The organism is Nocardia sp. NPDC052254, assembly GCF_040679495.1.
GTDB lineage: Bacteria > Actinomycetota > Actinomycetes > Mycobacteriales > Mycobacteriaceae > Nocardia.
Window position 1 is genome coordinate 1 of sequence record NZ_JBFAUW010000003.1, and the last position, 23,863, is coordinate 23,863.

At 66.8% G+C, this 23,863-nt stretch carries 23 protein-coding genes and 2 tRNA genes; 14 read left to right on the forward strand and 11 right to left on the reverse strand.

Features of this window, described 5'->3' with window-relative positions:
- The 3 genes from AB0L57_RS09240 to AB0L57_RS09250 all read left to right on the forward strand — a co-directional run.
- Positions 1-2,325 (forward strand): NAD-glutamate dehydrogenase domain-containing protein (locus AB0L57_RS09240; RefSeq protein WP_364959384.1); only part of this gene is annotated, 2,325 nt, incomplete at its 5' end.
- 163 nt (positions 2,326-2,488) lie between these two features.
- Positions 2,489-2,944, forward strand: coding sequence for a thioesterase family protein (locus AB0L57_RS09245; protein ID WP_364960520.1), 456 nt, complete (start codon positions 2,489-2,491; stop codon positions 2,942-2,944).
- 28 nt (positions 2,945-2,972) lie between these two features.
- Complete coding sequence (locus AB0L57_RS09250) at positions 2,973-3,626, forward strand: hypothetical protein (RefSeq protein WP_364959386.1); 654 nt, start codon at positions 2,973-2,975, stop codon at positions 3,624-3,626.
- Here AB0L57_RS09250 and AB0L57_RS09255 read toward each other — a convergent pair.
- Together AB0L57_RS09255 and AB0L57_RS09260 are read right to left on the reverse strand one after the other, a co-directional pair.
- Entirely contained in the window at positions 3,561-4,550 is a 990-nt protein-coding gene (locus AB0L57_RS09255; protein WP_364959388.1) for an NAD-dependent epimerase/dehydratase family protein, read from the reverse strand. The genes AB0L57_RS09250 and AB0L57_RS09255 overlap by 66 nt on opposite strands.
- Positions 4,551-4,670: 120 nt before the next feature.
- On the reverse strand, positions 4,671-5,354 hold the full coding sequence (locus tag AB0L57_RS09260) for an HNH endonuclease (RefSeq protein ID WP_364959390.1): 684 nt from the start codon (positions 5,352-5,354) through the stop codon (positions 4,671-4,673).
- Positions 5,355-5,685: 331 nt separating this feature from the next.
- On the opposite strand from AB0L57_RS09260, the gene AB0L57_RS09265 reads away from it, so the two are divergent.
- The 5 genes from AB0L57_RS09265 (at position 5,686) to AB0L57_RS09285 (ending at position 9,298) form a co-directional block, all read left to right on the forward strand.
- The gene (locus tag AB0L57_RS09265; RefSeq protein WP_364959391.1) at positions 5,686-6,090 is read left to right on the forward strand and encodes a globin; all 405 of its coding nucleotides are present in this window, start codon (positions 5,686-5,688) and stop codon (positions 6,088-6,090) included.
- Between the two features lie 176 nt (positions 6,091-6,266).
- Positions 6,267-7,853, forward strand: coding sequence for a glycoside hydrolase family 13 protein (locus AB0L57_RS09270; RefSeq protein WP_364960522.1), 1,587 nt, complete (start codon positions 6,267-6,269; stop codon positions 7,851-7,853).
- Positions 7,854-7,904: 51 nt separating this feature from the next.
- Positions 7,905-8,180, forward strand: coding sequence for a hypothetical protein (locus AB0L57_RS09275; RefSeq protein ID WP_364959393.1), 276 nt, complete (start codon positions 7,905-7,907; stop codon positions 8,178-8,180).
- 10 nt (positions 8,181-8,190) lie between these two features.
- A complete protein-coding gene (locus tag AB0L57_RS09280) occupies positions 8,191-8,637 on the forward strand; it encodes a DUF5130 family protein (RefSeq protein ID WP_364959395.1) in 447 nt (148 codons plus the stop codon).
- A 328-nt stretch (positions 8,638-8,965) separates the two neighbouring features.
- Positions 8,966-9,298, forward strand: coding sequence for a helix-turn-helix transcriptional regulator (locus AB0L57_RS09285; protein ID WP_364960524.1), 333 nt, complete (start codon positions 8,966-8,968; stop codon positions 9,296-9,298).
- Positions 9,299-9,326: 28 nt separating this feature from the next.
- Here AB0L57_RS09285 and AB0L57_RS09290 read toward each other — a convergent pair whose 3' ends face one another.
- The 3 genes from AB0L57_RS09290 to pepN form a co-directional block, all read right to left on the reverse strand.
- On the reverse strand, positions 9,327-9,917 hold the full coding sequence (locus tag AB0L57_RS09290; RefSeq protein ID WP_364959396.1) for an ATP-dependent Clp protease proteolytic subunit: 591 nt from the start codon (positions 9,915-9,917) through the stop codon (positions 9,327-9,329).
- Positions 9,918-9,936: 19 nt separating this feature from the next.
- Entirely contained in the window at positions 9,937-10,542 is a 606-nt protein-coding gene (locus AB0L57_RS09295) for an ATP-dependent Clp protease proteolytic subunit (RefSeq protein ID WP_364959398.1), read from the reverse strand.
- A 132-nt stretch (positions 10,543-10,674) separates the two neighbouring features.
- Positions 10,675-13,302, reverse strand: a complete 2,628-nt coding sequence (gene pepN, locus AB0L57_RS09300; protein ID WP_364959400.1) for an aminopeptidase N — start codon at positions 13,300-13,302, stop codon at positions 10,675-10,677.
- Between the two features lie 286 nt (positions 13,303-13,588).
- Between pepN and AB0L57_RS09305 the strand changes: the two genes are divergently transcribed.
- Entirely contained in the window at positions 13,589-14,413 is an 825-nt protein-coding gene (locus tag AB0L57_RS09305) for a phosphoribosylaminoimidazolesuccinocarboxamide synthase (protein ID WP_364959401.1), read from the forward strand.
- A gap of 12 nt (positions 14,414-14,425) precedes the next feature.
- Here the strand turns inward: AB0L57_RS09305 and AB0L57_RS09310 are convergent, their stop codons facing one another.
- The 3 genes from AB0L57_RS09310 to AB0L57_RS09320 all read right to left on the reverse strand — a co-directional run bounded on the left by AB0L57_RS09310 (position 14,426) and on the right by AB0L57_RS09320 (position 17,410).
- Positions 14,426-15,646 (reverse strand): sigma-70 family RNA polymerase sigma factor, encoded by a 1,221-nt coding sequence (locus tag AB0L57_RS09310; RefSeq protein ID WP_364959403.1) that lies wholly within the window; start codon positions 15,644-15,646, stop codon positions 14,426-14,428.
- Between the two features lie 44 nt (positions 15,647-15,690).
- Positions 15,691-16,092: a YciI family protein gene (locus AB0L57_RS09315; RefSeq protein ID WP_364959405.1), complete on the reverse strand. Its 402-nt coding sequence runs from the start codon at positions 16,090-16,092 to the stop codon at positions 15,691-15,693.
- A 97-nt stretch (positions 16,093-16,189) separates the two neighbouring features.
- Positions 16,190-17,410, reverse strand: coding sequence for an FAD-dependent oxidoreductase (locus AB0L57_RS09320; RefSeq protein WP_364959407.1), 1,221 nt, complete (start codon positions 17,408-17,410; stop codon positions 16,190-16,192).
- A 161-nt stretch (positions 17,411-17,571) separates the two neighbouring features.
- Here AB0L57_RS09320 and AB0L57_RS09325 point away from each other — a divergent pair, with 161 nt between their 5' ends.
- The gene (locus tag AB0L57_RS09325; protein WP_364959409.1) at positions 17,572-18,231 is read left to right on the forward strand and encodes a DsbA family protein; all 660 of its coding nucleotides are present in this window, start codon (positions 17,572-17,574) and stop codon (positions 18,229-18,231) included.
- 54 nt (positions 18,232-18,285) lie between these two features.
- Here AB0L57_RS09325 and AB0L57_RS09330 read toward each other — a convergent pair whose 3' ends face one another.
- Positions 18,286-19,212, reverse strand: coding sequence for a M48 family metallopeptidase (locus tag AB0L57_RS09330; RefSeq protein WP_364960525.1), 927 nt, complete (start codon positions 19,210-19,212; stop codon positions 18,286-18,288).
- 283 nt (positions 19,213-19,495) lie between these two features.
- Here AB0L57_RS09330 and AB0L57_RS09335 point away from each other — a divergent pair, with 283 nt between their 5' ends.
- Complete coding sequence (locus AB0L57_RS09335) at positions 19,496-19,966, forward strand: ribose-5-phosphate isomerase (protein WP_364959410.1); 471 nt, start codon at positions 19,496-19,498, stop codon at positions 19,964-19,966.
- A 74-nt stretch (positions 19,967-20,040) separates the two neighbouring features.
- Entirely contained in the window at positions 20,041-20,856 is an 816-nt protein-coding gene (locus AB0L57_RS09340) for a DNA-formamidopyrimidine glycosylase family protein (RefSeq protein WP_364959412.1), read from the forward strand.
- A 4-nt stretch (positions 20,857-20,860) separates the two neighbouring features.
- Here AB0L57_RS09340 and AB0L57_RS09345 read toward each other — a convergent pair whose 3' ends face one another.
- Positions 20,861-21,712, reverse strand: a complete 852-nt coding sequence (locus AB0L57_RS09345; protein ID WP_364960526.1) for a GA module-containing protein — start codon at positions 21,710-21,712, stop codon at positions 20,861-20,863.
- Between the two features lie 95 nt (positions 21,713-21,807).
- Complete coding sequence (locus AB0L57_RS09350) at positions 21,808-22,812, reverse strand: GGDEF domain-containing protein (protein ID WP_364959413.1); 1,005 nt, start codon at positions 22,810-22,812, stop codon at positions 21,808-21,810.
- A gap of 709 nt (positions 22,813-23,521) precedes the next feature.
- Between AB0L57_RS09350 and AB0L57_RS09355 the strand changes: the two genes are divergently transcribed.
- Positions 23,522-23,592 (forward strand) — tRNA-Gly (locus AB0L57_RS09355).
- Positions 23,593-23,669: 77 nt separating this feature from the next.
- Positions 23,670-23,746, forward strand: a tRNA-Pro gene (locus tag AB0L57_RS09360).
- The last annotated feature ends 117 nt before the right edge of the window (positions 23,747-23,863 follow it).

A 23,863-nucleotide genomic window follows, 5' to 3' on the forward strand; every position in this document is an offset into this window, starting at 1 on the left:
GTGGTGAAGCGTCCGCCGGTCGCCACCGGTGACGCGTCGGTTGATCGGCAGGCCATGCAGGCGGAGGGGATCGCCTGCTACCGCACCTTCATCTCTGGACTATTGGATCTGACCGACAACGTGGATCACGCGAGCGGTGCGGTCGTGCCGCCGGAGCGGGTGGTGCGCCGCGACGGTGACGACACGTACCTGGTGGTGGCCGCCGACAAGGGCACGGCGACCTTCTCCGATATCGCCAATGGTGTCGCGAAAGACTACGGATTCTGGTTGGGTGATGCTTTCGCGTCGGGTGGTTCGGCGGGGTATGACCACAAGGCGATGGGGATTACCGCGAAGGGTGCTTGGGAGAGTGTCAAGCGTCATTTTGCGGAGATGAATGTCGATACTCAGTGCCAGGAGTTTTCGGTGGTGGGTGTGGGGGACATGTCGGGTGATGTGTTCGGTAATGGGATGTTGTTGTCGGAGCATATTCGGCTGGTGGCGGCGTTCGATCATCGGCATATTTTCATCGATCCGGATCCGGTGGCGGCGTCGTCGTTTGCGGAGCGGTTGCGGTTGTTCGGGTTGCCGCGGTCGTCGTGGGCGGATTACGACGCGTCGTTGATCAGCACCGGCGGCGGCGTCTGGGATCGTACGGTCAAGGCCATTCCGGTCAGCCCCGAAATCCGGCGTGCGCTCGGACTCGACGACGGTGTGGTCTCGCTGTCGCCGCCGGAAATGATTCGCGCCATTCTGTGCTCGCCCGTCCAGCTGTTGTGGAACGGCGGTATCGGCACCTACATCAAGGCCAGCAGCGAATCGAATGCCGACGTCGGTGACAAATCCAACGACGCGGTGCGGGTGAATGCCGACGCTCTGCGCGTGCGGGTGATCGGCGAGGGCGGCAACCTCGGCGTCACGGCGTTGGGACGCATCGAATTCTGCAAAGTCGGTGGCAAGTGCAATACCGACGCCCTGGACAATTCCGCCGGCGTCGACTGCTCGGACCATGAGGTCAACATCAAGGTTCTGCTGGACGGTGTGGTCTCCGCCGGCGAGCTGCCGGTCGACGACCGCAATCCGCTACTCGCCTCGATGACCGACGACGTGTCGGAAATGGTGTTGCGCGACAACGTCTCCCAGAACTTCCTGATGGGGATGTCGCGGACCGAGTCGCCCCGCATGCTCAATGTGCACACCCGCGTGATCGCGGATCTCGAGCGACGGCGTGGCCTGGACCGCGAGTTGGAGGCGCTTCCGTCGGCCAAGGAGCTGGCGCGCCGCGCCGAAGCAGGTGCTGGACTCACCTCACCGGAACTGGCGAATCTGCTGGCCCACGTGAAGTTGTCGCTGAAGGCCGATCTGCTCGACACCGATCTGCCCGACAGTGCCTACTTCGCCGCGTGCCTGCCCGAATACTTCCCGGAGGCGCTGCGCACGCGCTTCGGTGGCGCGATCAAGCGCCATCGGCTGCGGCGCGAGATCGTCACCACCATGGTGATCAACGAAATGGTCGATCTCGGCGGCATCACCTATGCCCATCGGCTCAACGAGGAGATCGGCGCGAGCACCACCGATGTGGTTCGTGCCTTCGCCGCGACCAGTCAGATCTTCGACATGCCGTCGCTGTGGAAGCGGATCCGGGCATCCGACGTGTCGACGGCGGTGAAGGACGAGCTCGAACTGGAGACCAAGCGGACCCTCGACCGCGCGTCGCGATGGCTGCTGAGTAATCGTCCGCAGCCGGTGGCGGTCGGTGCCGAGATCCATCGCTACAGCGGTCCGGTGCGTGAACTCGCGCCCAAGGTGCCGGGCTGGTTGCGTGGCCACCACCTCGACACACTGTCGGAGTCTTCGGCGAAGATCGTCTCGCGGGGTGTGCCACAGGAGCTCGCCACCGAGGTGTTCGGGCTGCTCAACCTGTTCCCGCTGCTGGATGTTGTCGATATCGCCGATATCACCGACCGCAGCGGAGAAGAGGTCGGTGCGCTGTACTACGCGCTGAACGAGCATCTGAAGATCGACTGGCTGTTGCAGGCGGTCAGTCACCTCGAACGCGGCGATCGCTGGCACGCTCTGGCCAGGTTGGCGTTGCGCGACGATATGTACGGTTCGCTCCGTTCACTCACTCTCGACGTCCTGTCCGCCGGCGATCCGGAGGAGACCGCCGAGGAGAAGATCGCCTACTGGGAGTCGAAGAATCAGTCCCGGCTCGGCCGCGCCCGCGCGGCGCTGTCGGAATTGTTCGCTTCGGGTGCTCACGATCTGGCGACTCTGTCGGTGGCCGCGCGCCAGGTCCGCAGCATGGTCAGCGGTGTCGGGGCGCAGTCGGAGGTACCGCGCTGAGGTGCGCTTCGGCGCGGACACTGCATACTGGGTAGCCGAAGCGGTGCCGTCGCTACGCGCGACACCGCTTCGGGCTTGCTCGACCGTTCACGCGAGGACCGCCGCCCGGCGGCGCGTGGACGGCATCCGATCGGAGGTGTACAGCGTGACCAATGTCGGCTCGGTGAACGGTGCCCCGCAGGTGGCCAGTGCCGTCGTCCTGCCCAAACGTTTTCACGCGAAGGTCGATGTCCGCTGGTCGGACATGGACGTTTTCCAGCACATCAACCATGCCCGGATGGTGACCCTGCTGGAGGAGGCCCGCATTCCGTGGTTGTTCGAGGACGATCGCCCGACGGCCGGTCTGCGCACCGGCTGTGTGCTGGCCGATCTGCATGTGCGGTACCGCGGTCAGCTTCGGCACGAGGACACCCCCCTGGACGTGGCGATGTGGATCGAGAAGTTGCGTGCGGTCGATTTCACGATCGGCTACGAGGTCAGGGCCAATGGCGGCGCGCTGGACTCACCGCCGGCGGTCATCGCCACCACCCAGATCGCCGCATTCGACATCGATACCCAGCGGTTGCGCCGGTTGACGGCCGAAGAGCGGGACTACCTGAGCCTCTGGCGGGCAGACTAGCGCGACGACGTCGATTCATCACGGTTCGATGCTGCGGATAGTCGATCCAGCCGAGCGGGAAAATCTGGCAACTTTCCTCACCCACGCCGTCCGGCTGGACCCGGCGGCGATCGTTCGTCTGCGTCGGCGTGGTGACCGCCATGTGACGGCCTGGGCGGCAACGGGATTCGAGGTACTGGCCGCCCGTACGGTGGTCGGCGAACTCGAAGTCGCCGACGTCACCGTCGCGGGCGATACCGCACTGGCCGGACTCACCGGCCCCGCCGCGGACGGGCGCATCGATATCGGTTATTCGATGGACTCCGCCTGGCGTACCGCGCTGCCACCGGCAACAGGCTTCGAGCACATCGACGATGTGCCGGCACGCAGCCTGGTCGAACTGGCCGAACGCGGTGCGCAATTGGCGGCCGAGCACAGTGCTGGGCACGGTCCGCCGGCCTCGCTGCTGGAGCAGACGGTACTGACCGTGACCGGCGTCGACCAGGTGGTCGAGGTGCCGATGCGGGTCGTATTCGCCCTGACCGCAATGGATTTCATCCCGCATTCCGGCGGGGCGGCCGACTCCCGGCGGATCTCGCCCAGCGAGACCGTCCGGGTGCGCGCCACGCCGAGCTGGCTACGCCTGGACGCTCGGTACGGGTCGGTGGCCCGGCGCCGAAGCGGTCCCCTGCTCGCCGGCTGACACCGACTTCCACCACGCCACGGTTCCGGCCGCCACCTCCGCCAACGGGGTTGGGGTGCGGCCCAGGAGCTTCTCGCTGCGGGAGGAATCGAGGACGAAGGGTCGCTCGAACTGGTAATTCATCTCCGCCAGTTCCCGCATCAAGGTGTTCACGACCCCGGCCGTGCGCAGCGTCCAGCCCGGCACCGCGAAGACCTTCGGCGTCGGCACCTGTGCGGCCGCGCCGAGTGCCCCGACCAGTTCCCGCATCGACACCGCGGGTGCGGTGGGGGCGTGCAGGAAGCTGTTCCACAGCGTGCGGTCCGCGGCGGATCGGATCATGGCGGCCGCGAGATCCGGCAGGTAGGTGAACGAGTGCGGCAGATCGGCCTTCCCGAAGACCTGAACGGTCTTACCTGCCAAGATGTTCGGCACCATCCGCTCACCGGCGTGCGCGTTACGCACATGCGGGCCGATGAAATCCGAGGCGGCCACGCTCACAGTCGGAGTCGGTGAGGCATCGCGGGCGCGCAGCAGCTGGACGCGGACCGCCGGTTTGCCGAAATCGGCTGTGCGCGGCATATCTTCGGTCATCGGCCGATCGACCGGGCCGTAGGAGTACAGGCTCTCCGGGAATACCACCACGGCACCCGCTCGGCCCGCGACCTCGAGCATCGTCTGCTCGGCGCGGGGCAGTTCGGCCAGCCAGGTCCGGGCGGAGTACTGCGAGCCGTGGATGCAGTGATACACCGCGACGGCACCATCGACCGCCTCGGCCAGCCGATCGCGATCATTGACATCGACCGCGCGTCGCTCGATGAGCGGGTGGACCGGACCGCTCCCGGAGCGGGTCAGAACCCGGACCGAAGTTCCCGCCGCGGCGAGCTGTTCGGCGATGGTGGTGCCGACGGGTCCGGCTCCGGTGACGACATGCAGATCCGACATTGTGGGCTCCGATCACTTTAGAGAGCAACGCTCTTGCGTGCTGACGCAAGTCTGCCGCATGAGCGCGGAGACCGCAAGAGCGGTGCTCACATTTGTGATTGACGCACCGGAAATTCGAGGTCAGGCGGCGCCTTCGCCCAGATATTGCAGCCACACCGGATCGAGATCGGAGGTGGTCGACAACAACCGCCAATGCGGGCCCTGTGGGGAGACCAGCGGGTGTCCGAGAGTCCACCCGAGCTCACTGAGGAGCTTGTCGGCCTTGCGATGGTTGCAGGGAGCGCAGGAGGCCACGCAGTTCTCCCAGGAATGGGCGCCCCCGCGACTGCGTGGAATGACGTGATCGATCGTCTCGGCCTTGCCGCCGCAGTAGGCGCAGCGGTATCGGTCCCGGTGCATGAGCGCTGCTCGCGTCATGGGAACCCGGGCCCGATACGGCACTCGGACATAATTTCGGAGCCGGATCACCGAGGGCAGGGTGACCGATTCGCCGGCGGAGTGGACGACGGGACCCTCGGGATTGTGATGAACGGTATCGGCCTTGTCGCAGACCAGGAGCACTATCGCGCGCCGCGCCGGCAGTGCGGTGAGTGGCTCGTAGGTGGCGTTGAGAAGTAGCACCCGGCGTTTCGACCACGCGGCTGCCACGGTTTCGGGCTGAGGGGACGGGGTAGATCCCGGGGAGGAGTATGCGGAGAGGATATGCAGCGGAGTAGCCCCCGACCCACGATTGTGGACGTCGGCGGGCTGGAGTTGTCGGTGCGCTCTCGCCTCGTGTGGGCGGGCGCCGTGCCGCTGCTTCATTGATGAACCCCGAATTCTGCTAGTTCGGTTCGTGTGCTGTCGGCAGACACTGTCACCCAGTTGACCACGGAACGTGCCCGTGTGCACAGTGATTTCGGTGTGGAAATCGGGTCGTGTGCGCCGATCGCCGGTGGTCGACGGGGTGCAGGGTTGTTCTGTGCGGTGTCCGGGCGATTATCGGCGGTGTTCGCATCCGTGCGTGGTCGCCGCGTTGAACGCCGGGTGATCCGCCGGTGTCCGGTGTGCGGTACCCGCGACCGGTGGGCCCGGCCGGGCGGAGGCGGGCACAATGGTGGGCGGTACCGGGCAGGCGAACAGATCGAGAGGGTCGATGACTTCCGGAGAACAGACGGCGACATCGTTCTACGAGGCGGTCGGCGGAGCGGACACCTTCCGCCGCATCGTGGCGGCGTTCTACCGGGAGGTGGCCGCCGACGAGATCCTGCGGCCACTGTATCCGGAGGAGGATCTCGGCCCAGCCGAGCGCCGGCTGCGGATGTTCCTCGAACAGTATTGGGGCGGTCCGCGTACCTATTCCGACGAGCGCGGGCATCCGCGGCTGCGGATGCGGCACATGCCTTTCACCATCGGTCCGATCGAACGTGATGCGTGGTTGCGCTGTATGCGCATCGGGGTTGCCGAGATCGAGCCGGAGATTCTCGATGACGAACATCGTCGTGCACTGCTCGATTACCTGGAGATGGCCGCGAATTCGCTGATCAATTCCCCGATGTGAGTCGAACGGGGACGATGGCCCTCGGACTGTGAGGGTTCACGTCCGATGGGTCGACTGCTGGGCAGTTGCTCATTTGCGCCAAAGTGGTATTCCCGATCGGACAGGGGGGTGGGGTTTTGGCACCATGGACGATTGTGACAGCGTCATCGGCCGGGGGACATGCTGAATCCGATGCGGTGGGGACCGCGGGATCGACGGTGCCGTGGTGGCGATCGGCGGTCTTTTATCAGATCTATCCGCGGTCGTTCGCCGACTCCTCCGGCGACGGCGTCGGCGATCTCGGCGGAATTCGTGACCGCCTCGGCTATCTGGAATTGCTGGGCGTCGACGCCCTGTGGATCTGCCCGGTGATGCGATCGCCGATGGTCGACGGCGGATACGACGTCAGCGACCCGCGCGACATCGACCCGCTGTTCGGCGATCGGGAAACACTCGACCAGGTGATCGCCGAAGCGCACGAACGCGGCATCCGGGTCACGATGGATCTGGTGCCCAATCACACCAGCGACCGGCACCCGTGGTTCGCCGCGGCATCGGCCGCGCCGGTCGGCAGTCCCGAGCGGGCCCGCTACATCTTCCGCGACGGCCGTGGGGCGGATGGCGCACTGCCGCCGAACAATTGGCCCAGCGTCTTCGGCGGACCGGCCTGGACCCGGATCGCTGAACCCGACGGATCGCCCGGTCAGTGGTATCTGCATCTTTTCGCACCCGAGCAGCCGGATCTGAACTGGGACAATCCGGAGGTCATCGCGGATTTCGAGCAGACCATGCGGTTCTGGCTCGACCGCGGTGTGGACGGTTTCCGCATCGATGTCGCACACGGTATGGCCAAACCGCCGGGACTGCCCGATATGGACGCCGCGGCCGCGGACTCGAAGCTGCTCGTCCATGACGACGACGATCCGCGGTTCAACGATCCCGGTGTGCACGACATCCATCGGCGGTTGCGCAAGGTACTCGACGAATACCCCACCGCGGTCGCGATCGGCGAGGTGTGGGTCGACGACAATGTGCGATTCGGTGAGTACGTGCGTCCCGACGAGCTCCATCTGGCCTTCAATTTCCGCCTCGCCGAGACGAGCTTCGATGCCGTGAACATCCGTGCGGCAATGGAGAATTCGCTGGCCGCGGTCGCGGGCGTGGATGCGGTGCCGACATGGACGCTGTCCAATCACGACATCGAGCGGGAGGTGACCCGATACGGCGGCGGCCCGCTCGGGCTGGCCCGGGCGCGGGCGATGGCATTGCTGGAGCTCGCCTTGCCGGGAGCCGTCTTCGTCTACAACGGCGCCGAACTCGGGTTACCCGATGTCGACGATCTCCCCGAGGAAGCACTCCAGGATCCCGTCTGGGAACGGTCCGGTCATACCCGGCGCGGGCGCGATGGCTGCCGGGTCCCGATTCCGTGGGAGGGTGACGCACCTCCGTTCGGTTTCACCGCCGGTCCCTCGTCCTGGCTGCCGATTCCGTCGTCCTGGGCCGACCGGACCGTGGAGGCGGAACTCGAACGTCTCGACTCGACGCTGTCGCTGTATCGCACCGCACTCGAATTGCGCCGAACGCGAGCCGAATTCGACGGCGACACCATCGATTGGTACGGCGGCCCGCAGGACTGCCTGGCCTTTCGCCGGCCCGGCGGGCTGATCTGCGTACTGAACGCCTCCGCGGCGCCGATCGCGCTGCCGCCGGGAACGGTGCTGCTGACGAGCACCGAGCTCGAGGGGGGCCTGTTACCACCCGACGCCGCGGCCTGGTTGGTGTGACTCGAGTGGCTCGAAGCTGACCGGCAATCGGCGATCGTCTACCGTTGATCCGTGAGCATTCTCGAAACAGTGCTGGTGTTTCTCGGCATCCCGCTGGTGATCTACGCGGTGATCGCCGGGTTGTCGTTCCTCGGCAAACCACTGCCCGGTGAGAAACCGGTCCACTACGACCTCGGTAACAAGTGGACCGCCGCGCCGGTGCTGTGGAGCGCGACGGATGAGGTGACCGTCTTCGGTCACGACGTCGCTGAGGCGTCGCATGGGCATCATGCGGCAATCGAATCCGGGGCAGATCTGATCGGAGGCCGGGTAAGTGGCAAGTTCTAGTTGGCCCGCGGTGGACGAGTCCACCCTGCCGCACGGATACGCCGTGACGACCAGCGGTCGGGTGTCCGGTGTGCACGAGGCCGGTGATGTGTTCAAGGAAGCGCCGTTCAACGATTCCGAACGGCTGCTGATGGACAACACCCTCACCGAGGCGACTCGTACCACGAAGGTCCGGTTCAACATCTACATCGGCGATCTGGGCGCGGACACCGCCGCAGGCGCCGACGCGGTGTTCCCGGCGACCCCCGAGGCGGCACGTTCGGTGCTCATCGCTGTCTCGCCCAATGACAAGGCGGTCGAGGTCCGCTCCGGTCGCGATGTGGCCGACCGTGTCAGCGATCAGGTTCTCCAGCTGGGTCTGACCGCCGCGCTGTCCTCGCTGCGGCAGGGCAAGCTCGTCGACGGCCTGGTATCGGCCGTCCGCGTGATGGCCGCATCGATCGGCCGCCCGAGCTGATACTTCTCGACGGTTCCGCCGATCGGCTCGGCGGTCCCGCTTCATCGAGGTATCGAGGCTGATCAGCACGCTCGCGCTGGTTCACACAAGCCATGCCGGTGCCTCTCCCGGGACGACCTGGGAGAGGCACCGTGCGTTTCGCCACCTTCGTGGTGTCCGGGCCCGAATACGCTGTGAGCGTAAGTGCGGGCACGGCCTGCTCGGCCGACTCTAGGCTCACACCATGGCCGAGCATCCGAGACTGCACTCGCTCCCCGGCGGCCGGGACGACACCTCGGCATCGCCCGCGGACGCTCGTCCGTGGCGCACCGTACCGGCCGAATCCGGTGTGCACTCGCGCCCGGAGCTGGTACCCGTACCGCCGTCGCGCCCGGCCACGGAACCACTGTGGCGTGAGGTGCTCGGTGAGCGGCTGCGCGAACTCCGCCGCGATCAGGCGGAGACGCTGGCGGAAACGGCCGGTCGGGCCGGGATATCGCCGCAGTACCTCTCCGAGATCGAACGTGGTCGCAAGGAGCCCTCGAGCGAGATGATCGCCGCGCTGGCGGGGGCCCTCGGTACTTCTCTCGGGGAGTTGACCACCGAGATCGCCGGTCGGCTACGGCCGGTCGCCCCCCTTGTCGGCCGGCGTCCGGCCGGACCCACGCTGCTCGCCGCCTGAGGGCCGCGGGAGTACCGCGCGCGGCGGATCAATCGCGGGCACCGAGGATTCGATCGACCAATCCGTAATCCACCGCCGACTGCGCGGTGAAAACCCGATCGCGGTCGGTGTCGTGGCGCAGCGTCGCGATCTCCTGTCCGGTGTGGCGGGACAGAATCTCCTCGATCTCGGCCCGCATCCGGACCAGCTCGTCGGCCTGGATGATGAGATCCGGAATCGCGCCCTGGCCCCGGGTGGCCGGTTGATGGAGGACGACCCGAGCGTGCGGGAGGATCGAACGTCGCTGTGCCGCACCACCGGCCAGCAATACCGCACCCACCGCGATGGCCTGCCCGACACAGGTCGTCGCCACCGGTGACGAGAGGTGCTGCATGGTGTCGTAGACCGCGAGCATCGCGGACAGATCACCGCCCTCGCAGTTGATGTAGAGGTTGATCTCCTGCCCGGCACTGTCGGCGTCCAGATGCAGCAGCTGGGCGATCAGCGCATTCGCCACCCCGGCATCGATGGGTGTGCCGAGATAGACGATGCGTTCGGTGAGCAGGTGCGAGTAGACGTCCATGATCCGCTCGCCGCCCGAATGCTGGGCGATGACATTGGGAATGGTGTAGCTGGTCATGATACTCCTTCCCCGGCTCTCAGGCCGAGATGCCGAGGCGCTGACGTTGCGGAATGACCTGATCGAAGGAGTCGACGATGTGGTCGATGAAGCCGTACTCCTGGGCTTGAGTGGCCGTGAACCAGCGATCGTGCAGGGAATCCTCGTACACCCGGTCGAAGGGCTGGCCGGTGTCCTCGGCGATCAGTCCGAGCACGGTGTTCACGGTGTGGCGCAGATCGTCGGCCTGCACCTCCACCTCGCCCGCGCTGCCTCCGATACCCGCCGACCCCTGATGCATCAGGATGCGGGCGTGCGGCAGAGCGAAACGCGTGCCCCTGGTTCCGGCGGACAGCAGGAATTGCCCTGCGCTGCAGGCCAACCCGAGAGCCAGGGTGGAGACCCGGCACGGTACCAGTCGCATGACGTCGCGGATCGCCAGCATCGACGGCACCGAGCCGCCCGGGGAATGGATCCACAAGGAGATGTCGGCCTCGGGATCCTCGGCCGCCAGTGTCAGCAATTGGGTGGTGAGAACGGTTCCGTTGTCATCATCGAGTCCGCCGTCCAGAACGAGAACGCGGCGACCGAGCAACTGCTCGCGCATCCGCCAGCCGAACAGGGGAGTCTTTTCGTCGTGAGCCATGCCCCCACCGTGCCCGAGCAGGAGGCGACCGCGCGGCCGATGCTGCTGTGAGCAGATCTGCCCACAGCAGCGCGCTCGTCCGCCCGGTATTGCGACGCCCACGCCGATCGGTGGGCGCCGCAACGGAACGGCTCAGGCGATATCGGCGGCCCGTGCCCGCAGGGAACGCTCGATACCGGCTTTTCCTTCGATCACCAAGCGGCGCAGGGCCGGCGGGTGATTCCCGGTGAGGAACTTGTCGGCCGCCGCGACCGCCTCGGGCGTGATCGCCCAGTGCGGGTAGAGCCCGATCACGACGGTCTGCGCGACCTCACTGGAACGCCGCTCCCAGACCGAGGCGATCTCGTCGAAATAGCGCTGGACGTACGGTGCCAGCAGCTCGCCCTGCCCCGCCGGAGCGAATCCGCCGACGATGGCGCGGGCGGTGATGTTCGGCACCGAGTCATCGTCCATGACGGTCCGCCATGCCTTCTCCTTGACCTCGGCCTGCGGGCGGGCGGTCGCGGCCGCCGAAGCCTGCCTGCGGCCCGCGGCGGTGGGGTCGCGTTCGAGTTCGGCGTCGATCACCGGGGTGTCGGTGCTCTCGGAGTCGAGCTGTCCGGACGCTGCCAGCGCCTGCACGATCCGCCACCGCAGATCGGTGTCGACCGTGAGTCCGGACAACTGGGCCGAGGCCGGATCCGAATCCAGCAGCAGGGTGCCGAGCACCTCGCAGTGCCAGGGCGACAGCCGGGCAGCGGTGAGAGCATTGACGAATGCCAGCTGGTGATCCGAACCGGGCGCGGCGGCCCGGGCCAGCTCCAGGAGCCGGTCGGCGAAGGCCGGCCAGCCGGTCTGATCGGCCCATTCCGGATCGGCGTAGCTGCCGAGCGCGGTCTGCGTCTGCATCAGCAGCCGTTGGACGACACCGATTTCGGTCTCGCCGCCGATGCCACTCTGGACCAGGGCCACGAAGTCCCGTGCCCGCATCTCGGCCTGGCGCGCCATCTCCCACGCCGCGGACCAGCACAGGGTGCGCGGCAGCGATTCGGCGATATCGGCGACGCGGGCCACGACCGTCTCGAGCGACCGCGGGTCCAGGCGCAGTGAGCAGTAGGTCAGGTCGTCGTCGTTGACCAGAATCAGCTGCCCGCGTTCGACACCCACCAGGTCGGGCACATCGGTGCGTTCGGCCGCATCGACATCGATCTCGATTCGCTTGGTGCGTACCAGTTTTCCGTCGCGATCGTCGTAGACGCCGACCGCGAGCCGATGGACGCGGTACTCACCGGCACCGGGCTCCGCACCGCCCTGGACGACGGTGAACCGGGTGAACCTGCCCTCGTCGTCGACCTCGAACTCCGGGCGAAGTGTATTGAGGCCGGTGGTCTTGAGCCACTGCGCACCCCAGCTGGAAAGGTCGCGCCCCGAGGACTTCTCGAGCGCGCCGACCAGATCGTCGAAGGTGGCATTGCCGAAAGCGTGCGCGGCGAAGTAGTCCCGCAGACCGGCCAGGAACGGCTCCAGCCCGACATAGGCCACCAGCTGCTTGAGCACCGATGCGCCCTTGGCGTAGGTGATGCCGTCGAAATTGACCTCCACGGCCGCCAGGTCGGGAATGTCGGCGGCGATGGGGTGTGTGGAGGGCAGCTGGTCCTGCCGGTAGGCCCACGACTTCTCCACGTTCGCGAAAGTGGTCCAGGCGCCGGTGTATTCGGTGGCCTCGGTCTGACACAGCACCGAGGCGAAGGTGGCGAACGACTCGTTCAGCCACAGGTCGTCCCACCACTTCATGGTGACCAGATCGCCGAACCACATGTGCGCCATCTCGTGCAGGACGGTTTCCGCGCGACGCTCGTAGGAGGCGCGGGTGACCTTGGAACGGAAGACGTAATCCTCGAGGAAGGTCACCGCACCGGCGTTCTCCATGGCGCCGGCATTGAACTCCGGAACGAACAGCTGGTCGTACTTGCCGAAGACGTAGGGGATGCCGAAGTTGCGGTGATAGAACGCGAAACCCTGCTTGGTCTCGGTGAAAAGCCGTTCGGCGTCCATGAATTCGGCGAGTGAGGCTCGGCAGTAGATGCCCAGCGGGATGGTGGACTGATCGTCGGTGTACATGTCGATCCACTTGGCGTACGGACCGGCGATCAGGGCGACCAGATAGGTGCTCATCCGCGGTGTGGTGGCGAAGGTGTGCTCGACGGCAGGAGCGGAACCTGCGGAGCGATCCGAGGATTCGGCGCCGATCGTGCGGGTCGCGGTCGCCGCGCCATTGGAGATGACCTCCCAGTCCGCGGGGGCGGTCACGATCATGTCGTAGGCGGCCTTGAGGTCGGGCTGATCGAAGCAGGCGAACATCCGCTTGGCATCGGCGGTCTCGAATTGCGAGTACAGATAGACCTTGTCGTCGGTGGGATCGACGAACCGGTGCAGGCCCTCACCGGTGTGGGAATACTCGCAGTCCGCCTCGACCACGAGTTCGTTGTTCTCGGCGAGGCCGGACAGGGTCAGCCCGTGGGCTTCGTCGTAGCCGGAGACATCGAGTGCCGTGCCGTTGAGCACGGCCGAGCGCACACCGGCGGCCACGATGTCGACGAAGGTCTCCGCGCCGGGGGTAGCGGTGAACGTGACCGTGGATCGTGAGAAGAAGGTCTCCCCGGCCGCAGTGGCGGGATTCGCCGGCTGCCCGGTGAGGTCGAGTTCGACGCGATAATTGTCCACGCTGATCGTCGCGGCTCTCGCGACAGCCTGCTCGCGGGTGAGGTTCGGTGCGGACAAGGAGACTCCTTCGCTCGTCGGAGAAAAAACCCGGACAGGCACGCCGGTGGGCGCCGCCGCCGGTTCGGTGCGTCGGTCGTCGTGCGCGCCCCACCGGTGGTCCGGTCGGGGAGCCTGCCGAGGGCGCAAGCGCGACAGTGCCCACAATGCCACGTTCGGGCCCACTCGGGTGGGGCGACCGCTCGCCCGCACCCCGTGCACGACGATTGCCCGCCCGATGTGGTGTCCGGCCCGATGACCGTGCTGGGTAGGGTATTGCTGCCAGCGCTCGCAACGAGGAGGACGGTTGAAGCACATCCACGCCGGTAAGGTGCGCGATCTCTATGCCGACGGCGAGTCGCTGATTCTGGTCGCCTCCGATCGGGTCTCGGTCTACGACGTGGTGCTGCCGACGCCGATCCCGGACAAAGGCGCCCTGCTCACCCAGCTGTCGAACTGGTGGTTCGAGTACTTCGCCGATGTGCCCGACCATGTGCTGTCGACCACCGATGTGCCGGCCGAATTCGCCGGTCGCGCGGTGCGGGTGCGGCCACTGAAGATGGTGCAGGTGGAGTGCATCGCGCGCGGCTATCTCGTGGGTTCCGGCCTGCAGGAGTACCGCCGTACCGGTGCGGTGTCCGGGGTGGCACTGCCCGACGGGCTGCGCGAAGGCGACAAACTGCCCGAACCGATCTTCACGCCCACCACCAAGGCTTCGGCCGGTCACGACGAGCCCATCACCTTCGACGATGTGGTGAACCAGGAAGGTCGTGAAGTCGCCGAGCGGCTGCGCGCGCTGACCCTCGAGATCTACACCCGCGGCGCCGAGCATGCCGCCGGGCGCGGTGTGATCATCGCCGACACAAAGGTCGAATTCGGTTGGGACGGTGATGTCCTCACTCTCGGCGACGAGGTGCTGACGTCGGACTCGTCCCGGTTCTGGCCCGCCGACGAATGGGAACCGGGCCGCGCCCAGCGCTCTTTCGACAAGCAGTTCGTCCGCGACTGGGCGACCTCCACCGGCTGGGACAAGGAGCCCCCCGGTCCGGAGATCCCGGCCGATGTCGTCGCGGTCACCCGGGACAAGTACATGGACGCCTATCAGCGCATCACCGGAAACACCTGGGCCTGAGCGGCTTCGGCCTCACGGCGCGCGCAGGTGCGCCGCCCGCAACATGAGGTAATCACGTTCGGGTGTGCTCGTGGTCAGGTGGGCGGCCGCGGTGTACGACTCGATCGCGGCGGCCTGCTCGCCCGCCATTTCGTACAGGTGCCCGCGCACCGCGTCCAGCCGGTGATTCCCGCGCAGCCGGTCCGCGAGATCGTTCGCCGCCGTCAGTCCGGCGCTGGGCCCATGAACCATGGCGACGGCCACCGCGCGATTGAGACGCACCATCGGATTGTCCGACAACTGTTCGAAGATGTTGTACAGCAGCAGGATCCGTTGCCAATCGGTGTCCTCGGGACGCGCCGCCTGCGCGTGCAGCGCGGCAATCGCGGCCTGGATCCGGTAGGGGCCACCGAGGCCGGCATTCACGGCCACCGTCGCCAGCCGTAGTCCTTCACGGATGTGATCACGGTCCCAGTGCGAGCGATCCTGTTCGCTGAGCGGAATCAGTTCGCCCCGTGGCCCCAGCCGGGCCGCGCGGCGGGCATCGGTCAGCAGCATCACCGCGAGCAGTCCCGTGGCCTCGGCATCATCGGGCAGGAGTCGATGTATCTTGCGCGCCAGTCGAATTGCCTCGGCGGCGAGATCGGCGCGATAGAGCGTGTCGCCACCCGTGGAGGTGTGCGCCTCGGTGAACATCACGTACAGCACGTGCAGGACCGGTCCCCGCCGCTGCTCCCACCGGTTGGCTTCCCCGGTCTCCGCGAACGGCCGCGGCAATGCCGCCAGCCGCTTCTTCGCGCGCGAAATACGCTGCGCCATGGTTGCTTCCGGTACGAGGAAGGCATGGGCGATCTCCGCCGTGGTCAATCCACCGACCGCCCGCAAGGTGAGTGCGACGGCGACAGCGGGAGAGAGCTCGGGGTGGCAGCACAGCGCCAGCAACGTCAAGGTGTCGTCGGCGGAGTGATCCGCCGAGCGCACCGAATCGTCCTCGGCTGGTGGGGGTTCCCGTCGTGCGGCGCTTTCTTCGCGGTTGCGGCGGGAGATCTCCGACCGCACCGCGTCGATCAGCCGGCGCTGCGCCACCTGCAGCAGCCAGGCGCGGGGATTTCCGGGCAGTCCCTGCCGGGGCCACTGGGTCGACGCGGCGACCATGGCCTCCTGCACGGCGTCCTCGGCAGCATCGAAATCGCCGTAGCGTCGCACCAGGATTCCGAGTACCGCCGGACCGGCTTCGCGCAGTTGTGCCGTCACTTCCTGCGAACTGGGCGCGACCGGCGGTTCGGATGAGCTCCCGCTCAGAGATCACTCCCAGGATCGGCCATGATCGCGCGCACCTCGATGTACTCGCCGGTCGGCGCGCCACCGGGCCCGGGCGCCGCCGATGCCTCAGCGGCGATCTCCAGCGCTCGCTCCGGACGATCGACATCGACGATCAGGTAGCCCGCCAGGAACTCCTTCGTCTCGGGGAACGGGCCGTCGGTCACCACCGGCGCGGAGCGGCCGTCGGAGTGGACGATCCGCGCCTGATCCGGAAAGGCCAGCCCCTGCGCGTCGACGAGCTCACCCGAATCGCGAAGCGCCCGGCCCAGGGCACGCTGGAACTCGATATGGGCCGCGATGTCCTCCGGCGGCCATTCCCCGATCGGGATATCGCAGTGTGCGGCGGGGCTGTGGGTCTTGAGCAGGATGTACTTCATGGCGATCTCCTCGGCTCGACGGCGTGCCGCCATGGCACGCGCACAGTCGGGTCGGAACCGGCGACCGCGGTTCGACATATCCGAGCCGGCACCGCGGTCACAATGGCGTCGAGGTGTCGGCCAGGACCCGCGGATCCACCGCATCCGCGCTCAGGACCAATTCCTTGATCCGATCGGTGACGTCCCAGATGTTGACGTTCATCCCCGCCAGGACCCGGTTTCCCGAATCGAGCCAGAATGCCACGAATTCCCGTTTCGCCGTATCGCCGCGCACCACGACCGAGGTCTCGGTACCGGGTGCGACGAAACCGGTGTACTCCATTCCGAGGTCGTATTGATCGGTGAAGAAATACGGCAGCCGATCGTAGGTCGCGGCGCGGTCGAGCATGGTCTGCGCGGCCACCGCCGGCTGATTCAGCGCGGTGGCCCAGTGCTCGACCCGGACGCGCTGCCCCAGCACCGGATGCTGCTGATCGGCGATATCGCCGACGGCGACGATATCCGGATCGCTGGTGGCCAGGCTCTCGTCCACCAGCACTCCGCCCTCGACGGCGAGTCCGGCGTCGGCGGCGATCTCGATATTCGGCCGAGCACCCACCGCGATCAGCACGGCATCGGCATCGACGACCGAATCGTCGGCCAACCGGACCCCGGTGGCCCGGCCGTCGGCGGTGACGATCTCGGCCGCCTTCACACCGCAGCGCAGATCGACACCCTGCGCGCGATGCAACGCGCCGAAGACCGCACCCATCTCGTCGCCGAGAGCGGCCTGCAGCGGCACCGCGCCGACCTCGAGCAGCGTCACCTCGAGGCCCGCCGCGCGGGCGGCGGCGGTGACCTCCAGGCCGATCCATCCCGCACCGATCACCACCAGGCGCCGGGCCGAGGCGAACATCGACAGCAGGGCGTCGGACTGCTCGATGGTGCGCAGCATGTAGACCCCCTGGGCATCGGACCCGGGAATCGGCAGCCGGCGCGAGCGTGAACCCGTCGCCAGCGCCAGCTTGTCGTAGGGCCGGGTCGAACCATCCGGCAGCGCAACGGTTTTCGATGATCGGTCGATGGTGCCGGCGGTCGTGCCGAGCAGTAGTTCGACCTCGTGGTCGCGATACCACTGCTCCGGCTGGACGGTGAAGTCGGCGAGCGACTGCTTACCGAGCAGATGTTCCTTCGACAGCGGTGGTCGTTCGTAGGGCAACTGCGTTTCCGCACCGATCACGGTGAGGGTGCCATCGAAGTCGTTGTCGCGCAGCGACTCCGCCAGCTTGGCGGCGGCCAGACCACCGCCGACGACGACGAACCTGGAATCTGTGGTCATGGGGGAGAACCTCCGGGCAGCGGCAACCAGGGTCGCCCCCGACCCTACTGTGCGACGCGCCGCGATCGGGAAATATCGACAACATTGCGGCGTTGAGCAATATCGAGGGCGGTGGCAGGCGGCTGCCGCCGATCGGATCCACATTGTGGAGAGGACGAGACGTGAGTGATGAGACGACCACCGGCGGCGGTTCCACCGATCGTGTCGATTTCTGGTTCGACCCGCTGTGCCCGTGGTGCTGGATCACCTCCCGGTGGATCCTGGAGGTCGAGAAGGTGCGCGATATCGAGACGCATTTCCACGTGATGAGCCTGGCCGTGCTCAACGAGGGCCGGGAAGACCTGCCCGAGCGTTATGTCGAAATGATGCAGTCGGCGTGGGGCCCGGTCCGGGTGGCGATCGCGGCGGCCGCGAAGCACGGTGACGAGGTGCTGTCGCCGCTGTACACGGCGATGGGCACCCGAATCCACAATCGCCGGGAGGAGTACGAGCGCGAGGATCGCATCGATCTCCTGGCAGCGGTCGTCGCCGATGCGCTCGCCGAGGTCGGGTTGCCCGCCGAACTGGCGGACGCGGCCACCGACACCCAGTACGACGAGGCATTGCGCGAAAGCCATCACGCCGGAATGGACAAGGTCGGGCCCGACGTCGGCACACCGACCATCCACATCAACGAGACCGCGTTCTTCGGTCCGGTGTTGTCGCGAATTCCGCGCGGTGAGGAAGCCGGCAAGGTGTGGGACGGTGCGGTCGCGCTCGCGTCCTATCCGCACTTCTTCGAACTCAAGCGCACCCGCACCGAGGATCCGCAGTTCGACTGAGCTCGCATACGGTGCGGGGCGCGATGGTTCGCACCCCGCACCACCTTGGCATGGTCACTGCTGCGGAGGCAGTCCCGGATATTCGCCGTATCCGGTGTAGCCGCCGCTCTCGGTCGGCGCTCCGGCCGGTGGCAGCTGCTGTGGCGGACCGGCGACCGGCGGATACGGCGGTGGCGCGGTGGTCGCGCGTGGCGGTGGCCCTGCGCTGGGGCGCAGGAACATCCGCCCGTGCCGGCTGCGGTCGCGCAACGCCCACATGCGCCAGGTGAGCACGGGATGCGAGGACATGGCATTGACCACCCAGATGAAGAAGCCCTTCTCCCGGGGCGCTCGGTCGGCCATCTCGTCGAAATCGACGAGAGAATTGAGGTATTTGCCGCCCGCCAGGGTCTTCATCGCTCCCGGAGCTCCGATATGGCGGTTGCAGAAGCCGTGATTGTCGGCGGTGTACTCCTGAGCGCGGATGAGCGCACTGCCGATCACCGGCAGGAACGGCACCAGGAACATTCCCAGCTGTCGCCAGTAGGACACATGCCCGGCCGCGATGTGACCGACCTCGTGGCCGATGATGAACGCCAGCGCATCGGGGTCACGAGCCTGCCCGCCGACCTCGAACAGATCGCTGTAGACCACGACGTAGCGGCGAAAGCCGTGCCCGGAGGCGAAGGCGTTGATCTGCCCGTTGCCCAGCAGCACATAGGCATCCGGCACGGTCGCCATACCGAAGCGCCCGGCGGCCTCCACCACCATCCGGTATCCCTCGGGGAATTGGCTGGGCGACATCTTCACCGCGTTGAGCCGTTGCGCCGAATAGTTCTGGCCGCGGCCGAACCACAGCAGAACCGGAGCCAGGATCAACAGGAGGACGTAATAGTTGACCGCGCCGACGAGCAGGAACAGCAGCGCGATCAGATACCCGACGGTCGTCAGCAGGATCACCACCACGAGAAGCGGGATCTCCCAGATGTGCCGCGCCGGCATCCCCCAGGGCGACAGCCCCCGCGTCTGCTGATACGGCGGAATCCGCGGCGGCGAGAACGGTTGTTGCGGACCCCATCCCGGTGGCCCGAGCCTCGGATCCCACCCCGCCATTCCGGTCACCGGATTCCAGCCTTGTCCCTGCGCCTGTTGTGGTGACTGATTGGCCCACTGATCGTCGGACTGCATGAGCTGAACTCTATAGAGAATTCGCCGTCCACCAGATGTGGTGCGATTGCGGTAACCCCATGCGGCGGCGTACACACCGCCTGACACAATCTCAGCCATGCGCGTATACCTGGGTGCCGATCACGCCGGCTTCGAACTGAAGAACCAAGTCAAGGACCACCTCACACAGGCCGGCCACGACGTGGTCGACTGTGGGGCCCACGAGTACGACGCGGTCGACGACTACCCGGCGTTCTGCATCGATGCCGCCCGTCGTGTCGTCGCCGATCCGGGCAGCCTCGGCATCGTTTTCGGTGGCAGCGGTAACGGCGAGCAGATCGCCGCGAACAAGGTTCCCGGTGCTCGCTGTGCGCTGGCCTGGAGCGTGGAAACGGCGAAACTGGCCCGGCAGCACAACAATGCGCAGCTCATGGGCATCGGCGGCCGCATGCACAGCACCGAGGAGGCGTTCGCGATCATCGATGCGTTCCTCGCGACCGCGTGGTCGGACGAGCCCCGGCATCAGCGCCGTATCGACATCATCGCCGAATACGAGAAGTCCGGTCAGCCGCCGGCGGTGCAGAGCTAGAGGTATCGACGTGGCCGGGGGCCGTGCCCGGCCCGCCGGTCGTCTGCCGGTCGCAGTGGGACGGATTTCTACCGATGCCTGAGGGACATACGCTGCATCGCCTGGCGAAGCTGCATCAGCGCCGCTTCGCCGGTGGCCTCGTGCGGGTATCGAGCCCGCAGGGGCGTTTCGCCGACGGTGCGGCGCTGGTCGACGGTGCCACGCTGACGAAGGCCGAGGCATGGGGGAAACACCTTCTGCACCATTATGATTCGGGCCTGGTCGTGCACATTCACCTCGGTCTGTACGGCACCTTCACCGAATCACCGGCGCCGCTCGGCGAGCCGGTCGGGCAGGTCCGGATGCGAATGATCGGTGCGGGCCGGGCGGAGACCTCGCTGTACGGCACCGACCTGCGCGGGCCCACGGCCTGTGAGGTGCTGCACGACCCGGAGGTCGACGCACTGACCGCTCGGCTCGGACCGGATCCGTTGCGCCGCGGCGCCGATCCCGGCCGCGCGATCGAGCGCATCCGCCGTTCGAACCGCTCGATCGCGGCATTGTTGATGGATCAGTCGGTGGTGGCCGGGGTCGGCAATGTCTACCGTGCGGAAGTGCTGTTCCGGCACGGTATTTCGCCACAGCGTCCGGGGCGTGCCGTGACGTCCGAGGACTGGGCCGCGGTGTGGGCCGATCTGGTCGCGCTGATGAAAGTCGGTGTGCGCAAGGGAGCGATCGTGGTGGTGCGACCCGAACACGATCGCGGCGCGCCCTCGTATACGGTCGGCAAGCCGCGCACCTATGTCTACCGTCGGGCGGGCGAACCCTGCCGGATCTGCGGAAACACCGTGGCACATGCTGTGCTGGAAGGGCGAAATCTGTTCTGGTGCCCCACGTGCCAGCCGGTGTGAGGGATCAGAAACCGCCGTCGAATCCGCCGCCACCGAAGTCGCCGCCACCGAAGTCGCCGCCACCGAAGTCGCCGCCACCGAAGTCGCCGCCACCGAAGTCGCCGCCACCGAAGTCGCCGCCGTCGAATCCGCCGCCGTCATAGCCACCCTGGTCGAATCCGCCGCCGTCGTAACCGCCGGTGTCGTTCCCGCCCGGATCGCCGCCGTCGAAGCCCTGGCCCGAATCCTGACCGGCGTCGAATCCGGCGTCATAGCCCGCGCCGTAACCGTTTTCGAATCCGGCAGCGTCGTAGCCGACACCGTGCATGCCGCTGAACAGCGCGTCGAACAGCAGGACCGAGCCGACTCCCCACGCGCCCGCGACCAGTGCCGTCTTCCACCACGGCTCGGAGTACCAGCCCGCCGGAACCGGGCGTCCGGCGACCCGGCCGCCGGGGTAGTAGTTCGGCGTCCGAGATGTGGCCGTGGGTGAGGCTTCGATGGTGCGGCCGTCGAAGTCCACGGTGCGATCCTCGGTGACCTGTCCGGCCGAGCGCTGCCCATCCAATTCGGGGACCGGCGGTCCGGGATCGAGATTCATGGCGGTCCGGGCCGCGCGCACGTAGTACAGCCCCTCGACGGCGGTTTCCTTCGCCAGCCGGGCCTGCGTGACGGTGGTGGCCTGATCGATCTGCGAGCCCGCGGCATTGAGCCGCTCACCCGCGTCGGCGAGGGCCTGTTTGGAGGCTTGGTCGGTGCCGGTCAGGTTGTACACCTGCCCGCCGAGACGTTCGGTGAGCCGGCGCGCGTCGGCCTTGGCGTCGGCGAGTTGGGTGTCCTGGCGAGTGCGTTGGCTCGAACGCCCCGCGACCGACATCGCCACGACGGCGATGAGCACGACGATCAGAAGTATCAGCAGCAGCCACACGGGGACCAGAGTACCCGCCGGTCGTTTGCTGAATGATTGCTAAATCAGCCCGCGACGGCGGCGTCGTAGCTGATCCGGGTGGTTTCGAAACCGCCCGGATCGCCATCGGAACCGTCCGGTTCGGACAGGGCGAACCGGCGTTTACCGGCGGTTTTCGCCGAGTACATGGCCCGGTCGGCACTGCGCAGCAGGTCCGGGAAATCGCATGGCCGCCCGGGCGGTGCGTAGGCGGTGCCGACGCTCGCCGAAACCGGGACCGGGCCGGCGTAGGTGGGAACCGGATCGTGCAGTGCCGTCAGGATCCGCATGGCGATCTCCGCCAGGCTGTTGCGACGGGCCGGCAGCGCCAGGACGAATTCGTCGCCGCCGTAACGGCATACGACCGTGTCGTCCGGGCAGGCCGCGCGCAGCCGACGGGAGATCTCCACCAGGACCTCGTCGCCGACCGAGTGGCCGTGACCGTCGTTGATCTGCTTGAAATCGTCCAGATCGATCAGCAGTAGCCCGACGCCGAGGGTGTGGTCGGTGGCCATCAGCCGCACCCGCTCCTGCAGCAGGGAGCGATTGGCCAGATCGGTGAGGGCGTCGTGGGTCGCCTCGTGCCGCAATCGGTTCTGCAGCTCGGCTATCTCCTGGACCCGTACCGATACCGCCGCGGTCAGATTGCGTTCCTGCTGTGCCAGAGCGCGCTGCTGGAGGGCTTCGGCGTAACTGTCGATGGCGTGGCTGGCCACGAACGGCCACCGGGTGGCCACCAGCGAGCCGTAGTCGCCCGGCGCGAAGCCCAGCAGGGCTCTGGTGGCGGGCGCCAGCATGCGGGTGCCGTCGAACGGAGCCTCGGCGAGCCGGAGCCCGATCGCGCGCGCGGCCGGAACCGGGAACGGTTCCGATTGTGCAAGGTTCAACAATTCGTCGACGATTCCGCCGAACACCTGCTCGAGGTGTTCGGGTGCGACCGTCAGCCCACTACCCGGGTAGACGGCACGGACCCAGTCCCGTGTGGTCGCCGCCAGGAGAGCGGCGGTCTGTGCGTCGATCCCGCCAGACATGGCCGATCACCTCGCGCAGACGTTGTCGGCGTCGGCGCTCCGGCCGGTTACGCCCTCCGGAACGCGCTCACAGCTTCGCGGTCGAGTACACCTTCGGCGCACGCTCACCGCCCCCTTTCCAGATACCCCCGTCCGGCAAAAAGGATCCTAGCAAGCCACCCGGTACCGAAAAACGCTGTTTTACAACCTGTTCCGGTACCTCACGAATGGCGATCGGCAGTGTGATCGCCATCGGGCCTGCGGCGTTACATCGACGTCGGTGTGTCGCTCACGGCGTGTTGACGGAGCTGTTCATTCCGGGGTGGCTGAGGCGTCGCTATGTGTTCTCGTCCCAGGTCAGCACCCGCGGCGTCGATATCTGCAGGTCGCGGAAATGTGCACGTCGGTGACGAGTATCACAGCGTGATGATGGGGCGCGTCCGGCCCCGAGATGCAGCGGTTCGACGGGTGCGATCGAAGCGGATTCGGGCGGGCAGTGGAATTTGTTCGGCAGGGGGCTTGCCAGGAATGGGGAATGTAGCCGGTCGTGGGGGTCGTTTGCTCCGCGGTCGCCGACGGGCGGCCGCTGTGGTGCTCGAGCGGGGTATCGAGCGAGCCGCACGCGACGCCGGCGCGAAATCCGGGAATGCGATTGGCATTCCGGAAGTGAAGTTCGGTACAGTCCTACACGCAGACGACATCGTGGCGATCCCATCGATGTCGTATGCCTGCGGGTGTAGTTCAATGGTAGAACCTCAGCCTTCCAAGCTGATGGTGCGGGTTCGATTCCCGTCACCCGCTCCGATGAGGGGATTGTCCGCAATCCTCGGCCGTCGTATCCCGTCATCGGGAGGCGCCAGCGGAGCAGCTGGACAGAACGGGATGTAGCGCAGCTTGGTAGCGCATCCGCTTTGGGAGCGGAGGGTCGCAGGTTCAAATCCTGTCATCCCGACCACGAAACGAATCTCATCCGAACGGCGTCACCCGAAAGCTGTGGCGCGAAACGGAACTGGGTGCCCGGCAGGAACGGGTGGAACTGGAACACTGGCTGGTGATATCGCATCCGGCAGTG

Coding starts and splice junctions, on each gene's coding strand:
- AB0L57_RS09250 (WP_364959386.1), top strand. CDS start 2,973: ATGCTGCGGATAGTCGATCCAGCCGAGCGGGAAAATCTGGCAACTTTC.
- AB0L57_RS09255 (WP_364959388.1), bottom strand. CDS start 4,550: ATGTCGGATCTGCATGTCGTCACCGGAGCCGGACCCGTCGGCACCACC.
- AB0L57_RS09260 (WP_364959390.1), bottom strand. CDS start 5,354: ATGAAGCAGCGGCACGGCGCCCGCCCACACGAGGCGAGAGCGCACCGA.
- AB0L57_RS09265 (WP_364959391.1), top strand. CDS start 5,686: ATGACTTCCGGAGAACAGACGGCGACATCGTTCTACGAGGCGGTCGGC.
- AB0L57_RS09290 (WP_364959396.1), bottom strand. CDS start 9,917: ATGACCAGCTACACCATTCCCAATGTCATCGCCCAGCATTCGGGCGGC.
- AB0L57_RS09295 (WP_364959398.1), bottom strand. CDS start 10,542: ATGGCTCACGACGAAAAGACTCCCCTGTTCGGCTGGCGGATGCGCGAG.
- AB0L57_RS09315 (WP_364959405.1), bottom strand. CDS start 16,092: ATGAAGTACATCCTGCTCAAGACCCACAGCCCCGCCGCACACTGCGAT.
- AB0L57_RS09320 (WP_364959407.1), bottom strand. CDS start 17,410: ATGACCACAGATTCCAGGTTCGTCGTCGTCGGCGGTGGTCTGGCCGCC.
- AB0L57_RS09330 (WP_364960525.1), bottom strand. CDS start 19,212: ATGCCGGCGCGGCACATCTGGGAGATCCCGCTTCTCGTGGTGGTGATC.
- AB0L57_RS09335 (WP_364959410.1), top strand. CDS start 19,496: ATGCGCGTATACCTGGGTGCCGATCACGCCGGCTTCGAACTGAAGAAC.
- AB0L57_RS09340 (WP_364959412.1), top strand. CDS start 20,041: ATGCCTGAGGGACATACGCTGCATCGCCTGGCGAAGCTGCATCAGCGC.
- AB0L57_RS09345 (WP_364960526.1), bottom strand. CDS start 21,712: ATGTCGGTCGCGGGGCGTTCGAGCCAACGCACTCGCCAGGACACCCAA.
- AB0L57_RS09350 (WP_364959413.1), bottom strand. CDS start 22,812: ATGTCTGGCGGGATCGACGCACAGACCGCCGCTCTCCTGGCGGCGACC.